Annotated in this window: 19 protein-coding genes; 11 read left to right on the forward strand and 8 right to left on the reverse strand. The window is 57.3% G+C overall.

All coding sequences use genetic code 11. The features are described from left to right. Window positions 1–83: 83 nt before the first annotated feature. From ASF69_RS06345 to ASF69_RS06380, 8 genes are all read right to left on the reverse strand, one after another. Window positions 84–1,928 (reverse strand): methyl-accepting chemotaxis protein, encoded by a 1,845-nt coding sequence (locus tag ASF69_RS06345; RefSeq protein ID WP_062586434.1) that lies wholly within the window; start codon window positions 1,926–1,928, stop codon window positions 84–86. A 254-nt stretch (window positions 1,929–2,182) separates the two neighbouring features. Then, window positions 2,183–2,527: a monovalent cation/H(+) antiporter subunit G gene (gene mnhG, locus ASF69_RS06350; protein ID WP_062586435.1), complete on the reverse strand. Its 345-nt coding sequence runs from the start codon at window positions 2,525–2,527 to the stop codon at window positions 2,183–2,185. After that, entirely contained in the window at window positions 2,524–2,805 is a 282-nt protein-coding gene (locus ASF69_RS06355) for a K+/H+ antiporter subunit F (RefSeq protein ID WP_062586437.1), read from the reverse strand. The genes mnhG and ASF69_RS06355 overlap by 4 nt, the downstream gene beginning before the upstream one ends. Then, entirely contained in the window at window positions 2,802–3,290 is a 489-nt protein-coding gene (locus ASF69_RS06360; RefSeq protein ID WP_062586439.1) for a Na+/H+ antiporter subunit E, read from the reverse strand. Before ASF69_RS06360 ends, ASF69_RS06355 begins: the two co-directional genes overlap by 4 nt. After that, entirely contained in the window at window positions 3,287–4,933 is a 1,647-nt protein-coding gene (locus ASF69_RS06365; protein WP_062586441.1) for a monovalent cation/H+ antiporter subunit D, read from the reverse strand. The genes ASF69_RS06360 and ASF69_RS06365 overlap by 4 nt, the downstream gene beginning before the upstream one ends. After that, window positions 4,930–5,265 carry a Na+/H+ antiporter subunit C gene (locus ASF69_RS06370; protein ID WP_062586443.1) on the reverse strand — a complete coding sequence of 112 codons (336 nt, stop codon included), beginning with the start codon at window positions 5,263–5,265 and terminating at the stop codon, window positions 4,930–4,932. The genes ASF69_RS06365 and ASF69_RS06370 overlap by 4 nt, the downstream gene beginning before the upstream one ends. Beyond that, window positions 5,265–8,183, reverse strand: a complete 2,919-nt coding sequence (locus ASF69_RS06375) for a monovalent cation/H+ antiporter subunit A (RefSeq protein ID WP_062586445.1) — start codon at window positions 8,181–8,183, stop codon at window positions 5,265–5,267. Before ASF69_RS06375 ends, ASF69_RS06370 begins: the two co-directional genes overlap by 1 nt. 93 nt (window positions 8,184–8,276) lie before the next feature. Then, window positions 8,277–8,675 carry a hypothetical protein gene (locus tag ASF69_RS06380; RefSeq protein ID WP_062586447.1) on the reverse strand — a complete coding sequence of 133 codons (399 nt, stop codon included), beginning with the start codon at window positions 8,673–8,675 and terminating at the stop codon, window positions 8,277–8,279. 481 nt (window positions 8,676–9,156) lie between these two features. Here ASF69_RS06380 and ASF69_RS06385 point away from each other — a divergent pair, with 481 nt between their 5' ends. The 11 genes from ASF69_RS06385 (at window position 9,157) to glf (ending at window position 20,634) form a co-directional block, all read left to right on the forward strand. Further along, complete coding sequence (locus ASF69_RS06385; protein WP_244475415.1) at window positions 9,157–10,764, forward strand: methyl-accepting chemotaxis protein; 1,608 nt, start codon at window positions 9,157–9,159, stop codon at window positions 10,762–10,764. Then, a complete protein-coding gene (locus ASF69_RS06390) occupies window positions 10,764–11,057 on the forward strand; it encodes an STAS domain-containing protein (protein ID WP_062586448.1) in 294 nt (97 codons plus the stop codon). The genes ASF69_RS06385 and ASF69_RS06390 overlap by 1 nt, the downstream gene beginning before the upstream one ends. A gap of 2 nt (window positions 11,058–11,059) precedes the next feature. Beyond that, window positions 11,060–11,425 carry a chemotaxis response regulator CheY1 gene (gene cheY1, locus ASF69_RS06395; protein ID WP_007753206.1) on the forward strand — a complete coding sequence of 122 codons (366 nt, stop codon included), beginning with the start codon at window positions 11,060–11,062 and terminating at the stop codon, window positions 11,423–11,425. A gap of 15 nt (window positions 11,426–11,440) precedes the next feature. Then, window positions 11,441–13,702 carry a chemotaxis protein CheA gene (locus tag ASF69_RS06400; protein ID WP_062586450.1) on the forward strand — a complete coding sequence of 754 codons (2,262 nt, stop codon included), beginning with the start codon at window positions 11,441–11,443 and terminating at the stop codon, window positions 13,700–13,702. A 12-nt stretch (window positions 13,703–13,714) separates the two neighbouring features. Then, window positions 13,715–14,623, forward strand: coding sequence for a protein-glutamate O-methyltransferase CheR (gene cheR, locus ASF69_RS06405; protein ID WP_062586452.1), 909 nt, complete (start codon window positions 13,715–13,717; stop codon window positions 14,621–14,623). Continuing rightward, a complete protein-coding gene (gene cheB, locus ASF69_RS06410) occupies window positions 14,620–15,675 on the forward strand; it encodes a protein-glutamate O-methylesterase CheB (protein WP_062586454.1) in 1,056 nt (351 codons plus the stop codon). Before cheR ends, cheB begins: the two co-directional genes overlap by 4 nt. Beyond that, entirely contained in the window at window positions 15,675–16,064 is a 390-nt protein-coding gene (cheY2, locus tag ASF69_RS06415) for a chemotaxis response regulator CheY2 (protein ID WP_027673738.1), read from the forward strand. Before cheB ends, cheY2 begins: the two co-directional genes overlap by 1 nt. Further along, the gene (cheD, locus tag ASF69_RS06420) at window positions 16,061–16,606 is read left to right on the forward strand and encodes a chemoreceptor glutamine deamidase CheD (protein WP_062586456.1); all 546 of its coding nucleotides are present in this window, start codon (window positions 16,061–16,063) and stop codon (window positions 16,604–16,606) included. The genes cheY2 and cheD overlap by 4 nt, the downstream gene beginning before the upstream one ends. A gap of 83 nt (window positions 16,607–16,689) precedes the next feature. Further along, window positions 16,690–17,073, forward strand: coding sequence for a hypothetical protein (locus tag ASF69_RS06425; RefSeq protein ID WP_062587185.1), 384 nt, complete (start codon window positions 16,690–16,692; stop codon window positions 17,071–17,073). Window positions 17,074–17,307: 234 nt separating this feature from the next. Further along, window positions 17,308–19,359 (forward strand): glycosyl transferase, encoded by a 2,052-nt coding sequence (locus ASF69_RS06430; protein ID WP_062586458.1) that lies wholly within the window; start codon window positions 17,308–17,310, stop codon window positions 19,357–19,359. A gap of 117 nt (window positions 19,360–19,476) precedes the next feature. Beyond that, a complete protein-coding gene (gene glf / locus ASF69_RS06435) occupies window positions 19,477–20,634 on the forward strand; it encodes a UDP-galactopyranose mutase (protein ID WP_062586460.1) in 1,158 nt (385 codons plus the stop codon). Window positions 20,635–20,845: the final 211 nt, after the last annotated feature.

The raw sequence follows: 20,845 nt of genomic DNA on the forward strand, positions 1-20,845 counted from the left end.
AGCGCAAGCAGGCCGAAGAAACGCAGAAGGGGCCGCCTGCATGGTGTCAGGCGGCCCCTTTTGATTTGCTGTCGCCATTCAGCTTATGCGGCGCGGCTGTAGCGATCCTGCTGCATGCTGTCCTGACCGATGCGGAAGCGTTGTACGAGGGTGAGCAGGGCTTCTACCTCTTCCGACAACATCTGTGTTGCAGCGCTGGACTCTTCGGCCATGGCGGCGTTCTGCTGCGTCATCTGGTCCATCTGGTTGACGGAGCCATTGACCTCCTGAAGCGCCGACGACTGGTCCTGCGTTGCCGTGGCAATGGTTTCGACATGCTTGCTGACGACGACGATCTGCTGGCTGATATCGGAGAGCACCTGTCCTGCTTCCTGAACCAGCTGCGCACCGGTGCCGACCTCATTGGTAGACTGGTTGATCAGCTTCTTGATTTCGCGTGCAGCATCGGCTGAGCGCTGGGCAAGTTCGCGAACTTCCTGGGCGACAACGGCAAAACCCTTGCCGGCTTCGCCTGCACGTGCCGCTTCGATACCGGCATTGAGGGCAAGAAGGTTCGTCTGGAACGCGATGTCATCGATCACCTCGATGATCTGTTCGATCTGCTTCGAGGCGCCTTCGATGCGTCCCATGGCGTCGATTGCATTCTTGACAACGGTACCTGAGCTGTCTGCACTCTTCTGTGTGATGCGCACAGCTTCGTTGGCTTCGCGGGCGCGTTCGGCGGAGGACTTGACCGTAACCGTGATTTCCTCGACCGCTGCTGCTGTCTGCTCCAGCGATGCTGCCTGCGATTCCGTCCGGCGCGAGAGATCGTTGGACGATTCCCGCATCTCCATGCCGTTGTGCTGAATTGTCAGCGTTCTCGTGCGGATCTGCGCAAGCACATCCTTGAGGTTTGCAAGCGATGTGTTGAAATCGGTGCGAAGCTGCTCCAGGCGACCGGAGAAAGGTGTGTCGATGTTCTGTGTAAGGTCACCCTGCGAAAGACGAGCAAGACCAGCGGCAAGCTGCGTGACGGCGAAGTCGATCTGACGATCAGTCTCGCGCTTTTCGGCATCATTGCGGCTGCGTTCTGCCTCTGCCTGAACACGCTCTTCAGCGCTGCGGCCTTCAATGACCAGCTTCTCATGGGCATTTTCGCGGAAAACTTCGAGCGCTCTGGCGATATTGCCGAACTCGTTCTTGTTCCTGGTATATGGGATTTCCGTTTCAAGCTTGCCTTCGGACAGGGATTCGACCGCATTCGTCAACAGGCCGAGCGGACGTAGTGCCCGGTTGATTGCGAAATAGCCAAGGATGCCGAAGACGAGCATGACGGCAAAGCCGCACCAGAGCACGATGCTGCCGAGGCCATCGATATGTCCCTGATAGACAGTCATCGGGACGCCGACGAAGAGAATGCCAACAGTTGCACCGGTCTTGGACAGCACCGGCATATAGGCCGTCATATAGTCCGTGCCAAACAGGGTCGCCTGACCGAAATAGGGCTCGCCCTTTGCCATTTTTGCATAGGCGGGGCTGTCGGCTGCCAACTTGGTTCCGACTGCGCGCTCACCCTTTTCGTTTTTCACGTTGGTTGAGATGCGAACATAATCCGACCCCTGGGCCTGGAACACCGTCGCAACGCCACCATTTGCAATGCCAGTGCGGTCAACCAGATCGAAATCTAGAAGCGTGCCGATGCTGGGGCGGTTGATGGATTTGAGCTCGCCATTGTCCATCGTGACTGTCGCGCCGCCGACCTTCATTTCATAGAGGATCGCCATGCTTCTGACAGCGCGCCTTGTGTCGAGCAGCGCGCTCTCCATAACGTCGTCTCTCAGACGCACATAGGTGGATGCCCCGACAGCAAAAATGCCTAGAAAAATAAGCGCGATAGTCAGACACACCATCTGAATGACTATCGATCTCGAAAAAAAACTCGCCATACATATATCCCCGAGAATGACCGAATGTGGCCATAATGCGGGAAAACCGTTAAAATTCAGGGAATATCAGCGATTGTAAGTATCAGTGATTATTCGGCTTTTTTAGCAATTTGATTTTGGTCAAATGCCGGATATCGCTCACTTATTTGCAAAAAATGCTGCCTGACCTGTTTTACAGCTGGTCAGGTTTTTTTAATTCCTGCAACCTTTTACACCTGAAATCAAGTTTATCGGATGTATCGAGTTGCATGCCATCAGAGGCTCTGGCGGCTATTGGGGTTCTGCTCGGCTCTATCCCGGTAGAGCGCTGCGCGTCCAAGCAACATCAGCGACACCGGTGTCGTGATGGTCATGAAGATACCAATAAAGATTTCATGGAAGACCGGGCGTTGGCCCGACACCGAAAAATAGATGATGGAAGCCATGACGATGCCGCCGGTACCCCAACTGGTACCGAGGGTGGGGGCGTGCAGCCGTTCGTAAAAGCTTTGCAGGCGCGCAAAGCCGATTGTTCCGATCAACGCCAGAGACGAACCGAGCAGGATGAAGAAGGCCACGAGGATCGCGGCCCACAGAGGGAATTCGGCAGCTTCGCTCATTCTATCACCTCACCACGCATCATGAACTTTGACAGAGCAACCGTGGACACGAAGCCGAGAATGGCGATCAGCAGGGCCGCGGCGAAGTAGACATCATTTCCGGTGCGCAGCCCGAAAGTGAGGACCAGCAGCATGGAGTTGACATAGAGCGTATCCACGCCAAGCACGCGGTCTTGCGCACGCGGGCCAATGGCAATGCGATAGACGGATATCGACATGGCAATGGCAAGGAACAATTGTGCGATCGAAAACGACCAGAAAAGGATAACCGAACTCATTCGAATATCTCCATCAGCATTTTTTCATAGCGGCTCTTGATGAGATTTTGCCAGTGCGCTTCGCTGACTTCGTCAAGGACGTGGATAAGCAGCGTTCCCTGTGAGGAATTGTATTCCAGCCACGCGCTGCCAGGCGTTGCCGTAAGGACGATGGCAAGAACGGCAAGGCCCATGGGATCGCGCAGGTCGAGCGGTATCGTCAGGAAGCCTGCTTTGACCTTGCGATTGCGCTGAAACAGGATGATCGTGGCGACCGCAATGTTCGAGCGAACGATATCATAGAGCACGATAGCGGTGAGTTTCACCACCAGATGCCAGTTGCGAATACGCGGCTTCGGTGGACGAAGCGACGCCATAGCCCAGGACGCAACAATGGCAACCGCTGTCCCGAGCAGGAGATGACCCGGCGAGAAGCTGTTGATCGTCATCCAGAAGAACATCAGCGACAAGGTCAGCAGCGGATAGGGCAGGAAGCGGGATCTCATGGTATGGCCTCCTGACTTCTTTCCGCGCGCGGCGCCGTCATCACGCCCTGAATATAACTTTCCGGAAGGTCGAGGATTCTGGCTGTTTCCTGCATGTAACGCATGATCGGCCCAGCCGCGATCGTCATTGCCAGTGTCATTCCCAGCAAAAGCAGGATTGGGGCGATTTCGATGACGAGAACCCGGGGCACCGTTCCTTCCAGCGAGCCCCAGAAGGTACGGATCCCGGCGCGCGTCATGGATATCAGGGCAGCAAGGCCCGAAAAGACGATGAGGAAGACAATCCACCAGGAAAGGGTCGATACAGTGTCATTGGCGCCCAGCCCGGACGGGTTGAGAATGGCCGACAGCATCGAAAATTTCGCGATGAAGCCGGAAAGAGGCGGCAGTCCCGCCAGAAGAATGCCGCAGGCAGCAAAGCACGTACCAAGCACGGCCATCGTGCCCGGCATGGTTACTCCAACCTCGTCTTCCTCCTCATCCTCGTCGCCCTCGCCGTAGGCTTCCATCGTGACCGCCAGAACGTTGGCACCGGCATCCTGGCCACGCTCCACAAGCTCGATCAGCAGGAAGAAGGCACTGATCGTCAGCGTCGAGGAAACCATATAATAGAGCGCACCGGCAGCCACCATCGGATTTCCGGTGCCCATCGCGGCAAGAAGCGTCCCTGAGGATACAAGCACCGAGAAGCCCGCCAAACGGCCAAGCGCCTGCGAGGCAAGAACGCCGATCGTGCCGAAGACGATGGTCGCGATGCCGCCGACGAGAAGCGCATCATGTCCGAACCCTGCCGACATCCCAGCCGTCTGTCCAAACAGCAGGAAGGTCAGACGAGCAATGACATAAATGCCGACCTTGCTCATGATGGCGAAGATGGCTGCAACAGGAGCCGATGCGGCGCTGTAAGCGGATGGCAGCCAGAAATTCAACGGCCACATGCCAGCCTTTACCAGAAAGGCTATGCCAAGCACGGCCGCGCCCGTTTCCAGCAGCATTCGCTGATCGGGATTGAGACCGGCGATGCGTTGCGCCAGATCGCCCATGTTGAGCGTGCCCGTGACGCCATAGATGAGGCTGACGCCGATGAGGAAGAACAGTGCTGCAACCAGGTTGATGGCGATGTAGTGCAGACCGGCCTTGACCCGCAACTGGCCGGAACCGTGCAGCAACAGGCCGTAGGATGCGGCAAGCATGACTTCAAAGAAGACGAAAAGATTGAACAGGTCACCCGTCAGGAAGGCACCGTTGACGCCCATGAGCATGAGGTGAAAGAGCGAATGAAAATGGGCGCCCGACCTGTGCCACTTGGCAAGCGAATAGATGAGCGCGGGCAGGGCCAGAAGCGCCACCAGCAGCACCATCAGACCCGACAGACGATCCGCCACAAGCACGATGCCGAAAGGGGCTGGCCAGTTGCCGAGCAGATACACGCCTGTCGAGATGACGGCGGCAACTTCGGTGCTGACCGTCGAATTCACTTCCATGAACAGCGCAACTGCCACGGCAAGCAGCACCAGACTGGAGACAACGCTGACAACCGCTTTGAAGTTACGCTTTCGTTCATCGATGAACAGGAGGATGGCGCCAGTGATCAGCGGCACCAGAATAGGTGCAACGACGATATGGGGAGGCAGGGAATTCACTTCGTTTCCCTCCCGTCGACATGGTCGGTACCCGTCAAGCCGCGAGCGGCCAGAAGGACGACGAGAAAGAGGGCGGTTGTTGCAAAGCCGATGACGATGGCGGTGAGCACCAGAGCCTGCGGCACGGGATCGGTGAGGGTGGAAGTGATGACACCATCCAGCAAAAGCGGCGGCGCATTGGTTTTGATGCCTCCAACCCCGAAAATGAAGAGGTTGACGGCGTAAGAGAGAAGAGAAAGGCCGATGATGACCTGATATGTGCGCGGGCGCAGGATGAGCCACACGCCCGAACCCGTCATCACACCGATGCCGATGGCAAGAATAAGCTCCATTACGCTTCCTCCGCTTTTGCGGCGTCTGGCGTACGTATCTTGTAGTTACGCAGCGATTGGTGCGCCAATGCTATAAGAATAAGAACCGTTGCTCCAACGACGAGCGCAAACACGCCGAGGTCGAAGAGCAGTGCGGTGGCCGTCGGCATTTTGCCGATATAGGGCAGCTCCGTATATTGGAAATAGGAGGTCAGGAACGGGTAGCCGAGGTACCACGAGCCCATGCCTGTGGAAGCGGCCATCAGCAGGCCGAAACCCATCCAGCGCAGCGGCAGGATGCGGATCCGGTCCTCGGCCCAGCGCGTGCCGCCCGCCAGATATTGCAACAGGAAGGCAACGGCCATGGTGATGCCGGCGGAGAAACCGCCGCCCGGCAAATCGTGCCCGCGTATGAACAGGAAAATCGAGAAGGTGACGATGACGGGGAACATCCACTGCATGATGATGGAAGGCACAAGCAGGTAGTCGCGTACCGTATCTCCTTTGCTTCGTTCGGGGCTTTCCGCGTCGAAGGCATTCTGTATCAATTGTTGCTCAGGCAGGCCGATACTTTCGTGTGCCGGGCGGAAACGACGCAGCAGCGCAAAGACGGTCAGGCCGACAATCGCAAGGACCGCGATTTCGCCAAGCGTATCAAAGCCGCGGAAATCGACCAGAATGACATTGACGACGTTGGTGCCGCCACCTTGGGAATAGGCATTGTCCAGAAAGTAATTTGCAATCGTGTTGGGAACGGGCACCGTCATGACGGCAAAGGCAATAACGCTCATCCCGATGCCGCAGAAGACGGCCAGAAGGAAATCTCGTCCACGGCGAAGCTGTGCAGGGAGTTCGGTGTTGTTGTCGATCTTCTCCATTCTTTTCGGCAACCAGCGCAGGCCAAGCAGGATGAGAACGAGAGTGACGATCTCGACAAGCAACTGCGTAATCGCCAAATCGGGCGCTGAAAGCCAGACAAAGGTCAGGCATGTCACCAGACCGGCAACGCCCAGCATCACCAGAGCGGCGAGCCGATGATATTTTGCCTGCCACGCGGCGCCCATGGCAGCAATCATGCCGATGCCCCACAGAATGGCAAAGATCGGGTCAAACGACGTCACGCTGGGCAGCGTCAGCGAAAACTGCGATGCGGCAAGCGGGGAAAAGCCTGCAATCAGGGCAACAAGGATCAACATGCGCAGTTGCGGCTGCAGACGGCGCGTTCCAAGCGTGCTTTCCAGCCAGCGCGCCCACTTCCAGGAGAGGGTAACCAGAATGCGCTCGAAAATGCGCTGGCCCCGCAAATGCCGGAAGACCGGCGGACCGTCCTCGCATCTGGAGAAATACCCGCCAAGTACGGCGTAGATCGCCACCCCGCCGACAAGCGCCACGAGGCTCATCATCAGCGGCACGTTGAAGCCATGCCAGATGGACAGGCTGTAAACCGGAGTCTGTGGTCCGAGCACCGACAGAACCGCCGAATGCAGGAAGGGGCCGATCGAAAGGCTTGGCACGATGCCGACGATCAGGCAGGCAAGAACCAGGAACTCGATGGGAAACCGCATCCAGCGAGGCGGTTCATGCGGCTTTGGATTGGGAATGTCATGGGGCGGCGGTCCGAAGAAGACCGTGTGAATGAAGCGCAGCGAGTAGGCAACCGCAAAGGCGCCGGACAGGGTTGCGACATAGGGCAGGGCCTTGTCGAGAAGCGAATCCGCATGGGTTTCGACGGCTTCGGCAAAGAACATTTCCTTTGACAGAAAGCCGTTGAACAGGGGCACACCCGCCATCGCCGCACTGGCCGCCATGGCAAGCGTCGCGGTTGCCGGCAGGAAGCGATAGAGCCCGCTCAGACGCCGCATATCGCGCGTCCCGGTTTCGTGATCGATGATGCCGGCAGCCATGAACAGCGACGCCTTGAAGGTGGCATGGTTCATCATGTGGAAGATGGCCGCAACGGCAGCCAGGGGACTTCCCAGGCTTAGCAGTGTGGTGATGAGGCCAAGATGACTGATGGTCGAATAGGCCAGCAGGCCCTTCAGATCCTGCTGGAACATGGCAAAATAGGCGCCGAGCAGCAACGTCGTGACGCCCGCAAAACCGACAAGCCAGAACCATTCCTGCGTACCTGCCAGAACCGGCCATAGCCGCACAAGCAGGAAGACCCCTGCCTTCACCATGGTGGCCGAATGCAGATATGCAGAGACAGGCGTCGGTGCCGCCATGGCATTGGGCAGCCAGAAGTGAAACGGGAACTGGGCACTCTTCGTCAAGGCGCCGATCAGGATCAGCACGAGCGCAGGGACATAGAGTGAATGAGCCCTGATATCGGGACCTTTGGCGAGAATATCGTCCAGATCGTAACTGCCCGCCATATGCCCAAGGATAAGCAGCCCGGCCAGCAGGCAGAAGCCGCCGATGCCGGTAACGGTCAAAGCCATGCGCGCGCCATCTCGGGCGGTTGCGTTGTGATGCCAGTATCCGATCAGCAGGAAGGAGAAAACACTCGTCAGTTCCCAGAAGATCGACAGCAGAATGACGTTTCCGGACAGCACGATACCGAGCATCGATCCCATGAAGGAAAGAAGAAAGGCAAAGAAACGCGGGATCGGATCGTCCGAAGACATGTAATATCGAGCATAGAGCACGACCAGCAAACCAATGCCGGTGATGAGAACAAGAAACATCCATGCAAAGGCGTCGAGCCGGAGCGTGAAATTCAGCCCCAGTTGCGGCAGCCATTCGACATCATATTTGATGACCGCGCCGCCCTTGACGCTGGTGTAGAGAAACAGTGTGCTGACGAAACTGAAGAGAGCAAGCCCTCCAGCCACGGCAGCGGGAGCACGTGCGGCGCCATCCCTGGGCATTGCAGCTGTGATGATGCTGCCAATGAAAGGGAGGGCAATCAGAATAGGAAGAAGGACTTCAAGTCTCATAAAGAATGGCAATTTCTATGGCGTTAAATTTATCCGAATCCAGACCGCCAACGTCGCCACTTTCATCTGTGGAATGAAAAATGGCCTTGGCACTTAAAGTTGTGTCGAAGGCGGGCCGCGTGGCGACACGATCCCTGAAATGACGGAGCCATGCACACTGGCGCGATCTTCCTTCTGGCCGATCCGGCATTGCGCGTCACCGATGATCAGTGGATCGACAGGTGAAAACGAAGGCATCCCGTCATGATGGATGTGCTGGTGGAGAAACCGCACAAGGAGTTGGCTGTCAGTTCCGGTTGAAGCCCGGGCGGACGATGGAATTGCTGCCTGTGGTTGAGACGTCCGTTCCAGCCGGTGGGGTTTCAGAACGGGCGACGCGCAGGCGTTGGTCTGAAAGCCTATGAGGACGAGAATGCCTGCGGCGAAGACACTGATCAGCCTTGTGGATTGAAGCGGAGCCCATCGGCTTTTCCCCATCCATGGCAAAATCATATCTCCTCAGTCGTCGTCGGCGTTTCGTTTAAACATCACCATGGAAGCGAATATCAGTGCTGCATTGTTTTTAGGGGAACGGTATTGCCATTGTCCAGCACGGCATCAAAAAAATCAGAAATCTTTTCCATAATTTACGATTCACGAATGAGTTATGTGCATGTTACATACTCGTTCGTACCAAATTGCAGCAAATTCTATCATTTCTAAGTCCAATGTTGATTTCTTAACCTTCAAGCAAGGAATTAACCATAAAGATTGGATGTATTTCACGGCGGAATGGGGATGCAACCATCTTCTTCCAGGCATGACGCCGCCCTGCCGTACCGGGACTGATCCGGTATTTCGTTGATTGCAGAAGGCTCAGCTATGTCGATGCGACACCGCTTTGGTGCGCAAACTCGTCAAATATCCCTGCGGATACTGGCATTCTCAATCGGTCATGAGCCGGGTTATCCGGCGAAGTTGTTGGGGACGTCGCTTGGGGCAGGAATTGCCAACAGATCAGTCGCGAAAGGCCACAGGCGGAAGCCTGGCAGGCAGATTGCGCTTTGCTGGTCTTGACCAAGACCAGTGCGATCTGCTGCGCCGTTACCGGACAATGCTCGAACCTCACGTCAAGGCGGGCCTGCGCGACCTCATGGTGCGCTTCCAGTCCATGCCCGACTGTTCCCCATCCTTCGAAAGCGAAAACCAGCTTGACCGGCTGCACGATCTTCAGACGGCACATTGGAGCGTGCTTACAGATGCGCGTTTTGACGCCGTCTATGCCGAGCGCATCAAGGTCCTGTCCGATACGGAAAGCCGCATGGGGCTCGACCCGCGCTGGCACGTTGCGGGTCATGCCGTTGTTCTGGAAAATCTGCTCGGCGGTCTGATTTCCGACAGCGCACCGCGCTCACTGCTGCCCGGCACGCGCAAGCGGCAGAAAGAACTTGCAGAAGCGGTCAAGGCCGTCGTCCGGCTGGTCATGGTAGACACAGAAATCGCCGTGTCGCTCCGGTTTAACGAGATGCGCCTGCGCCACAACCAGGAACTTGCCAAGCAGCGGAACGACGATCAGTCCGATGCCAAACGGTTGCTGGGCGACGCGCTGAATGCATTTGCTGTCGGCGATCTGACGGCGCGCATCACGGGCGATATCCCGGAAGCCTATCGCGAACTGGCCGAGGCGTTCAACGCCGCACTTGCAAAGATCGAGGCGTCGATGTCGGCGGCTCAATCCGGCATCGATGATGCCCGCGCCGCAACCGAACGGATGGCGGGCGAAGGCAAGGCCATGGCCTCGACTTCGTCGCAGCAGGCACAACGCTTCAGCAACGCCTCCGAAACTCTTGGCTCCGTCATTGGTGACGTCAGCACCAGCAGCGAACGCATCACGGCGGCTGAAAGCGCCGTCCAGCAGGCGCGCAATGCCGCGACTGCCAGCGGCACTGCCGTCGGTGAAGCGATCAATGCCATGGCCGGTATCGAACAGTCGGCAGAACAGATCGGCCGTATCATCGGATCGATTGACGAGATCGCGTTCCAGACGAACCTGCTGGCGCTCAATGCGGGCATCGAAGCCGCACGTGCGGGTGAAAGCGGGCGCGGCTTCGCCGTCGTTGCGCAGGAAGTGCGTGCCCTTGCCCAGCGTTCCGCAGACGCGGCGCGCGAAATCAAGAACCTCGTCAACGGGACCAAGACCCAGGTGGATGAAGGCGTTCGCATGGTCAACCGAACCCAGGAAGCCATCGGCGGCGTTGTCCGCCAGGTTTCGGACGTCAGCGAGATGATCGGCGATGTCGCACGGCGCACCGGTGAAAATGTTGCCAGCCTTCGGGATGTCGCCAATGAGCTGACCTCGATCGGCAACGACACGGACCGTTCGGCAACCCGCTTTACGGCTGCCGCGCAGGAAGCCGACGACCTTCATACCGTCATCCTGGAACTGGGACGGACGGTTCGGGAATTCCGCATCGCCCGCCAGCAATATGCTGCGGACGAGCCGGTTTCGACACACCACAGGCACAACGTACCGCCCTTACGTGAGGACCGCATGGACTACGGCTATGTGCACCAACAATTCAGACGCCAAGGAGTGATTTGATGGCAGGCAGGAAAGCAGCGCAGTCGACATTGAAACTGTCACCGGTGCTGGACCTCAATCAGGCATCCGTCTTGCACGGAAAACTGATGGAGATGAGGGGTGCCCCGCTTGCGGTGGACGCCTCCGAGGTCGAGCGCGTGGGCGTACAATGCGCCCAGGTTTTGATGGCTGGCATAAAGGCCTGGGAAGCTGACGGCAAACCATTCACTTTTTCCAAGGCATCCGATGCCTTTGACAAAACCCTTAAACTGATCGGCGTTGATATCGATCATATGCTCCCGAAGGAGATGTAGAAATGAAGAAGAAGGTTCTTACGGTCGACGACTCCCGAACGATCCGCAACATGTTGCTCGTGACGCTCAACAATGCGGGTTTCGAAACGATCCAGGCTGAAGATGGCGTCGAAGGACTTGAAGTCCTCGAAGGCTGCAATCCCGATGTGATCGTTACCGACATCAACATGCCGCGTCTCGACGGCTTCGGTTTTATCGAAGGCGTGCGCCGGAACGAGAAATACCGCGCTGTCCCGATTCTCGTCCTGACGACTGAAAGCGACGCTGAGAAGAAAAATCGTGCCCGCCAGGCGGGAGCGACCGGCTGGATTGTAAAGCCGTTCGATCCTGCAAAGCTGATCGATGCCATTGAACGTGTAACTGCCTGATACGGGACCATCACGATGGATATGAACGAAATCAAAGAAATCTTCTTCCAGGAGTGCGAGGAGCAGCTCGCTGAACTGGAATCGGGTCTTCTGAAATTAAACGACGGCGACCGTGACCCGGAAACCGTAAATGCTGTGTTTCGTGCCGTTCATTCCATCAAGGGTGGCGCGGGCGCGTTCGGTCTCGACGATCTTGTGGCATTCGCCCACGTCTTCGAAACGACGCTGGATTGCGTTCGCTCGAACAAGCTCGAACCAAACCAGGAAGTTCTGAAGGTCATGCTGAAATCGGCTGACGTTCTGGCCGATCTGACCAACGCCGCACGCGATGGCGGCAGCGTCGAAGACAGCCGTACGCGCGGCCTCGTCAAGGAACTGGAAGCGCTCGCCCATGGCGAAATGCCGTCGGGCGCTGCGACATCGGAACCTGCTGCGCCAAAGCCAGCCGCAGCGCCGGCAGCTGCCGCGCCGCCAAAGCCAACCGACGACAGCGGCTTCCAGCCAGTTGCGTTTTCTTTCGGCGAGTTCGAAGACGATACCACGCCGTTGATGGAAACGCCGACGTTCAACGTCGTTTTCAAGCCGCAGACATCGCTCTACACCAAGGGCAACGAATCGGCCCTGTTGCTGCGCGACCTCTCCCGTATCGGCGAGATGAGCATCAACTGCGACATGAGCGCGCTGCCGGCCCTTGAGAACCTGGATCCGGAAACCGCATATTTCCAATGGAAGATTTCCATCAAGACGGACAAGGGTGCCGCTGGCATTCGCACGGTCTTCGAATTTGCGGAATGGGATTGCGATCTGGAAGTTTCTGAAGTCGTCGCCGAGACGCCGGAAGAAGAATTGCCGATGGTTCCGGTCCCGTTCGATCTTTCCGCTCTCGACGAGGAAGTGAACGAGGAACCTGCCGTTCAGTCCGCTCCGGCTGAGGAGACAGTGGCTCAAAAGACGGTATCGACGGCTGTTGCCGCAACTGAGGTAACGCGCGCTGTTTCAGCCGCTGCCGAAAAGAAGGAATCGCCAGCAGCCGCGGCCGCTAACGCTGCTGCCGCAGCCAATGCGAGCGCTGGCCAGACGATCCGCGTCGATCTCGACCGCGTCGACCGCCTGATCAACCTCGTGGGCGAGCTTGTCATCAATCAGGCCATGCTTTCGCAGAGCGTGATCGAGAACGACACGACCGGCACTTCTGCCGTCAATATGGGACTGGAAGAACTTCAGCAGCTGACGCGTGAAATCCAGGATAGCGTCATGGCCATCCGCGCGCAGCCCGTGAAGCCGGTCTTCCAGCGCATGTCGCGTATCGTCCGCGAAGTTGCCGACATGATCGGCAAGCAGATCCGCCTGATCACGGAAGGTGAAAACACCGAAGTGGACAAGACGGTCATCGACAAGCTGGCCGAACCGCTGACGCACATGATCCGTAATGCCGTCGACCACGGCATCGAGACACCGGAAAAGCGCGAAGCTGCTGGCAAGAACCCTGAGGGCACCGTCAAGCTTACCGCCAAGCATCGCTCTGGCCGCATCCTCATCGAACTCCACGATGACGGTGCCGGTATCAACCGCGAGCGTGTGCGCCAGAAGGCAATCGATAACGACCTCATCGCTGCAGATGCCAATCTGACCGACGAAGAAATCGACAACCTGATCTTTGCGCCAGGCTTCTCTACCGCCGACAAGATTTCCGATATCTCGGGTCGCGGCGTTGGCATGGACGTGGTCAAGCGTTCTATCCAGGCACTCGGCGGTCGTATCAGCATCACGTCGCGTCCCGGTCTTGGCTCCACCTTCACCATGAGCTTGCCTCTGACGCTCGCCGTTCTCGACGGCATGGTGGTCACGGTCGCAGGCCAGACGCTGGTCGTGCCTTTGACGGCTATCGTTGAAACGCTGCAGCCGGAAGCCGTGAACATTCACTCCTTCGGTTCCAACCAGCGCCTGATCTCGATCCGCAACTCGTTCTGCCCTCTGGTGGACGTCGGTCGTATTCTCAACTTCCGCAACACCCAGGCCAACCCGGTCGAAGGTGTGGCACTTCTGGTCGAATCGGAAGGCGGCGGACAGCGTGCTCTGATGGTTGACGCCATCCAGGGACAGCGCCAGGTCGTCATCAAGTCGCTCGAAGCCAACTACACCCACGTTCCAGGCATTGCTGCCGCAACCATCCTTGGCGATGGCCGCGTAGCGCTCATTCTCGACGTGGATGCGGTGGTCGGTGCGTCTCGTGGCCAGTCGCTCAAGCAAGAGATGTCTCTTGCGGCAGCCGGTTGAAAGTGGTGAAGAATGACAGCCCATAAATTCAACGACTCACGCCAATCCCCGGACGAGGTGCTTGCCAGCGGAGAATATCCGCTGACACGCCGAGATCTGTCCGAAATTGCCGCGATGATTTATGCCGATGCAGGTATCTATCTGAACGACACAAAGGCTTCGCTCGTTTATTCGCGGCTGTCGAAACACATTCGTAATCTGGGATTGCCTGGATTCCGCGAATATTGCGCTCTCGTTTCCTCTCAGGAAGGAGCCCATGCTCGTCGCGAAATGCTCTCGCATCTGACGACGAACTTCACGCGCTTTTTCCGCGAAAACCACCACTTCGAGCATATGCGCGATGAGGTTTTGCCTGGTTTGATAAACCGGGCAAAGGCGGGTGGCCGAGTCCGTATCTGGTCTGCGGCCTGCTCCGATGGCCAAGAGCCCTATTCGATCGCGCTGACGGTTCTTTCCTTGTTCCCGAACGCTGCCGATTACGACTTCCGGATTCTGGCAACGGATATCGATCCCAAGATTCTCGCTCAGGCGAGGGCAGGGGTTTACGATGATAACGCCCTTGAGACCGTTTCTCCGGCCATGCGCAAGCAGTGGTTCCAGGAGGTCGACGTCGGCGGGCGCCGCAAGCACCAGATCAGCGACAAGGTCAAAAAGTTGATCACGTTCAACGAGCTGAACCTGATGACGCAGTGGCCCTTCAAGGGCGGTTTCGACGTCATCTTCTGCCGCAACGTGGTCATCTACTTCGACGAGCCGACCCAGGTAAAAATCTGGGCGCGGTTTGCGGGTCTGTTGCCGGAAGGCGGACATCTCTACATCGGCCACTCCGAACGCGTTTCGGGGGATCCGAAGGCGCTGTTCGACAATACCGGCATCACGACCTACCGCTACATCGGAAAATCGAGCGGGAGGAAAGCATGAGCGCGCCCGCAAGAGTTCTTGTCGTCGACGATTCACCGACCATGCGCGGCCTGATCTCGGCTGTTCTGAAGGCCGATCCCGATGTTCTCGTGGTCGGTCAGGCAGGCAATGCCATGGAAGCCCGCGCGGCCATCAAGGAGCTCAATCCTGATGTCGTGACCCTGGACATCGAGATGCCGGAAATGGACGGTCTCGAATTCCTAGAAAAGATCATGCGGCTTCGGCCCATGCCCGTCATCATGGTTTCGACGCTGACACAGCGCGGTGCCGGTGCATCTCTTGCGGCGCTGGAAATCGGCGCGTTCGACTGCGTCAGCAAACCGGCACCCGGCGATAGCAGGCCTTTTGGGGATCTGGCTGAGAAGGTAAAGGCTGCAGCCCGGTCCCAGCATCAGAGCTACCGCGTCACTGCGGCCGAAAAATCGCCCGCTCCGCAGCCCATGGCCGTAAGCGACTATCGCGTGGGCCGCAAGATCGTGGCGATCGGTTCGTCGACCGGTGGGGTTGAGGCTCTCATCTCTGTCCTGCAAAAATTTCCGGCCAATTGCCCGCCGACAGTCATTACGCAACACATGCCGTCCACCTTCACCAAGAGCTTTGCAGAGCGTCTCAACCGGCTCTGCGCGCCAGCGGTGGAAGAGGCAACCGACGGGGCAAGGCTGCAGACCGGGAAAATCTATCTCGCACCCGGTGGTGAGCGGCATTTGCAGGTCGTTAATCATTCCGCACCAAGTTGCAGGCTATTGGACAGGGAACCTGTTAATGGCCATCGTCCATCGGTAGACGTCCTGTTCGACTCCGTGGCGGAACTGGCTGGCCGCAATGCCGTTGGTGTCATCCTGACCGGGATGGGACGCGACGGTGCTGCCGGTCTGCTGAAAATGCGCCATGCGGGTGCGCGTACCGTCGGCCAGAACGAGAAGACCTGCGTCGTTTATGGAATGCCGAGGGTCGCTTACGAACTTGGTGCGGTTGAACAACAGCTTCCGCTCAATGCCATTGGCGAAGAAATTCTGAAACTTACTGCTGCCCGAAAAGAAGGTTCTGACTAATGTCTCTTGCAGAAAAAATCAAAGTTCTGATCGTTGACGATCAGGTCACCAGTCGTCTCCTGCTCAGCGATGCGCTGACGCAGCTCGGCTTCAAGCAAATTACTGCTGCCGGCGACGGTGAGCAGGGAATGAAGATCATGGAGCAGCAGCCTCATCATCTGGTGATCTCGGACTTCAACATGCCGAAGATGGACGGTCTTGGCTTCCTGCAAGCGGTTCGCACAAACCCGACCACCAAGAAGGCTGCCTTCATCATTCTGACCGCACAGGGTGACCGCGCGCTCGTTCAAAAGGCCGCACAGCTCGGTGCAAACAATGTTCTGGCCAAGCCGTTTTCCATCGACAAGATGAAGGCAGCTATCGAAGCCGTATTCGGATCCTTGAAATGAACGAAACCGCAGCCAAGCGCGTGCATATAATCCAGGGCGAGTACAAGATCGCCAATGATCCTGACGTGGTCATCACGACCATTCTCGGCTCGTGCGTGGCTGCGTGTCTCAGAGACCCCGTTGCGGGCGTCGGTGGCATGAACCATTTCTTGCTGCCGGGTACGGGGGGTATGGGGGGTGGAGATGCAACCCGTTATGGGGTGCATCTCATGGAGTTGCTGATCAACGGCCTGCTCAAGCAGGGGGCTCGCCGTGATCGTATCGAAGCCAAGATATTTGGCGGAGCAAAGACCATTGCCAGTTTCTCCAACGTTGGAGAGCAGAATGCCGCATTTGCGGTACAATTTCTGAAGGATGAAGGTATCCGTCTCGTCGGTTCTTCGACGGGTGGTGAACAAGGCCGCAAGGTGGAGTTCTGGCCGGTTTCCGGACGCGCGCGCCAGCATCCGCTCAGCGGTGCCGAAACGCAGACGACGGTTGCGCTGGAAAGACGTCCAGCACCAGCACCAAAGCCCGCGGCCAGCGACATCGAGTTTTTCTAAAGCGGGACTTCCCGTTCCATTATTGTTCAATTCCGGACTGAAACGAAGGTTTCCGGTCCGCCGTTATGGCCACGGAGTATTTTATGCAGATCGCCGAGCACGCGGAATTTTCAGCCTTTGAAGAAGCTCTCCCCGACGTTTTGATGCGGGTGGTTTCCGAACTGCATGACGTAGCCTATCTCATTGAACGTATCGAGCCGCAATTGCTCGAAGCGACGAATGGCGCGGTTACCACCGAGGGAATGCGGTTGATGCAAGGTATCGATCTTGCGGTTCAGAAAGCCCGTGGCCTTGCCGAGTTCATCGATACGATCACCGGCTCTATCCCCCTGGACTGGGTGGTGGATGTTTCGACCGCATTGAGTCTCGTAAAGCTGGCGGAGATGCAAAAGGCCCTGGGTGCGGGAATGCGTCACGGACATTCACAGCCTCTCGACAAGGCTTCCGGCGATTTCGACCTGTTTTAGACGCTGGTGGCAGGCTGCGGCCATGCCTCGTCTGCTGGATACGCGAACATCGAATTGATGAAAGGGGCTGCCATGCAGCCTCTTTTTGGCTTTTATCCGCTAAATTGTGGGCACTAAAGCATCATTTTCATGCAAGTAAAGCGCCGCGCAAGCTTCAAAGTATTAATCTGACCCCAAATTCTTACAGACAATGGTTTGTTGCCATTCGGCACGCCTGATCCGGGGTTCTGATTTATGAATAGTGTCTCAAACAGTGCCTTTTCCAGCGCATTGCTCCCAAACCTTCTGGAGCTGGCGAGAACGCAGCGTCTGGCTCTGTCGGATGTGATGAAGTTTGCGGAAGACTTCAGCGGGCAGGGGCGCCTCCAGGAGGCTGCTGCCCTTTACAAGACCTGGTTGGCGTTCAATCAGAATCATCCAGCCGCCCAGATGGTGTATTTCAATTTCTCGGTTCTGCTGCGTCAGCTCGATGATCTCGCGGGCTCCATCAATGCCATGCAGGCGGCCCTGAAGATCGACCCAATGTTTGGCCCCGCCCACATCAATCTGGGTCGCGCCTACGAAGACAGCGGCGTTGCCCCCATGGCAATCCAGCAGTGGCAGAGCTTTGCCAACAGCACATCGGAAACGACAGCGGAGCGCGTCTCGTATAGGGTGATGGCACTGCAGCACATCGGCCGTGTCATGGAAAATGCCGGGCTTCTGGAAGAAGCGGAGACCGTGCTGTGGCAGGCCATGGAAATGCGCCCGGACAAGCTCGAGACGGGACAACATTGGAGCGCCATTCGCCAGCGCCAGTGCAAATGGCCAGTCCTTACGCCTTCGACGCACGTGTCCCAGCGCCAGATGATCGATTCCATGTCGCCCTTGACCCTGGGATGCTACTCGGACGATCCGATGTTTCAGCTCGCCCGCGCCCATGATTACAACAAGGGTTTCGTCGGTCGTCTGGACATCAACAAAATCCCTCGCCCGAGCGTCAAGCAGAAGACCGGTACGGGCGCTCGCCTGCGCGTCGGCTATGTCTCGTCGGACCTCAGAGATCACGCCGTTGGTTTTGCGCTGCGGGAAGTTCTGGAACTGCATGACAAATCGAGCGTCGAAATCTTCGCCTATTACTGCGGAGACCCCGTTGCGGTGGACGAAACGCAGAGCCGGATGAAGGCCGTCGTCGATACCTGGCGCGAAATCGGCGCTCTGACGGATGAGGCTGCCGCACGCCAGATTGCTGCAGACGAAATCGACATTCTCATCGACGTCAATGGCTACACAAAACATGCCAGAACGAAGATCTTCGGTTATCGCCCGGCGCCTGTCGTGGTCAATTTCTGCGGCTATCCGGGCTCCATCGGCAGTCCCTTCCATCAGTATATGATTGCTGATGCGCAGATCGTGCCTGTTGAAAGCGAAATCTACTATTCGGAAAAGGTCTTGCGGATTGCTTGCAACCAACCGATCGATCGCAAGCGGACCATTGCCGAAAAGCCGACGCGCGAACAGGTTGGTCTCCCGAACGACGCCTTTGTATTTGCCTGCTTCAACGGAATGCAGAAAATCAATGCCAGCACGTTCGGCCATTGGCTGACAATATTGAAGGCGACACCGAACAGCGTGCTGTGGCTGTTGAGCGGAAACGAAAAGGCCGATGCACGGCTGCGTCAACTGGCGGTGGAGGCAGGCATTGCGCCGGAGCGCCTCATCTTCGCGCCAAAAGCCGGCAATGCTCAGCATCTGGCGCGTATTGCCGTCGCCGATCTCTTCCTTGATACGTTCCCATACGGTGCTCATTCCACCGCAGCCGACTCGCTGACGGTTGGATTGCCCGTCCTGACATTCCCTGGAAAGAGCTTTGCGGCCCGCTTCTGCAGCAGCGTGGTCGCGGCAACCGGTGTGTCCGAGCTGATTTGCGAGGGCCCACAGGATTATGTCGCCAAGGCAATTGCCTTTGCCAAAGACCCTGAGACCTTGAAGGTTCTCCGCGACAAGCTTCAGGCCAACCGGGAAACGAGCGCACTGCGTGATATTCCAGGCCTCGCCCGTCGTCTGGAAGAGCTTTACTGGCAGATGCAGGGCGATGCGGAGCGGGGTGAAATACCCGTGCCGGACTTGCGGAATCTGGATGTCTATTACGAGATCGGCGCCGAACTCGTCATGGAAAATCTGGAGTTTGTCGATGAGCAGACCTACCGGGCGCGGTATCTGGAGAAACTGCGTGAATGGCACGCGTTTTCACCCATCCCGTTTGATAATCGCTTGTGGACGCCAGAGGCCTCCGCTAGGGCTTGAGAAACGGGAATCGACTGTCACGCACGTGATAGTCGTAGGGAGCAGATTTCGGTTTGCTTTCAGGCGCCTCAAAGGCCGTGAAAGCAGACCGTTGCAAAAGCACAAGGCAGGTTGCGAGTGTCTCAGTCCAAGAAGATTGCTATTGTCGGTGCCGGGCTTTCCGGAGCAGTGATTGGTCGCGAGCTTGCGCAAGCAGGTCATCACGTCGAGATATTCGACAAGCGAGATCACATTGCCGGCAATTGCCACACGGAACGGGACGCTGAGACAGGCGTGATGGTGCATGTCTATGGTCCGCATATCTTCCACACGGATGATGCGGAAGTGTGGGACTACGTCAACCGCTATCAGACCTTCATGCCCTACAAGAACCGTGTGAAGACGACGAGCAGGGACCAGGTCTTCTCCCTTCCGGTCAATCTCCACACCATCAACCAGTTTTTCGACAAGACATTCAGGCCGGACGAGGCGAAAGCCTTTATCGAGGATCAGGCCGACAAATCCATCGAGGATCCGCAGACCTTCGAAGAGCAGGCGTTGCGGTTTGTCGGGCGCGATCTCTATGAAGCTTTCTTTGAGGGCTACACCCAGAAGCAATGGGGTTGCTCACCGAAGGACCTGCCTGCGTCGATCCTCAAGCGCCTGCCGGTGCGTTTCAATTATGATGACGACTACTTCTTCCACAAATTTCAGGGAATGCCTGAAACGGGCTATACGCCCATGGTCGAGCGCATTCTCGATCATCCCAATATAAAGGTTCATCTTGCCCGCAACGTAGGGCGCAACGATGTGAGCGGATACGACCACACCTTCTATTCCGGTCCGCTGGATGGTTATTTCGATTATGCGAACGGGCGGCTTGGTTACCGCACGCTGGATTTCGAACGCTTTACCTATGAGGGCGACTATCAGGGTTGCGCCGTAATGAATTACGGGGAGGTTTCCGTTCCCTATACGCGCATCACCGAACACAAGCACTTCTCGCCGTGGGAGCAGCATCGCGGCTCGGTCTGTTACCGCGAGTTTTCCAGAGAATGCGGACCCGATGATGTGCCATACTATCCCATCAGGTTGGTGAAGGAAAAAGAGCAGCTTGCGCAGTATGTTTCGCTGGCCAACCAGGAGACATCCGTGACCTTCGTCGGCCGCCTCGGCACATACCGCTATCTCGACATGGATGTGACCATCCGTGAGGCGCTGGATACCGCGCGTCTTTTCCTCTCTCTTGCACAGGGCGACACTACAATGCCGTCCTTCTTGAATCCGCCCCTCTGAGAAACGCCGAAACCTCTCATCGCATCGCTCGACGCTCCCCTTGAGAGGAGCATCGGCGATTGCGCCCCTATCATCCCCAAACACCGGGACTGGGTGGGCGTCATAACGAGAGACGGCACAGCTTCGCACAAGCAACGAAACCTAGGATTGCCCCTGGAGAATGCCGACCTTGGCCGAGAGCCATGAGGCATTCATAGGGACACCGCGGACG

The sequence above is a fragment of the Rhizobium sp. Leaf311 genome, assembly GCF_001423445.1.
Taxonomy (GTDB): Bacteria; Pseudomonadota; Alphaproteobacteria; order Rhizobiales; family Rhizobiaceae; genus Agrobacterium.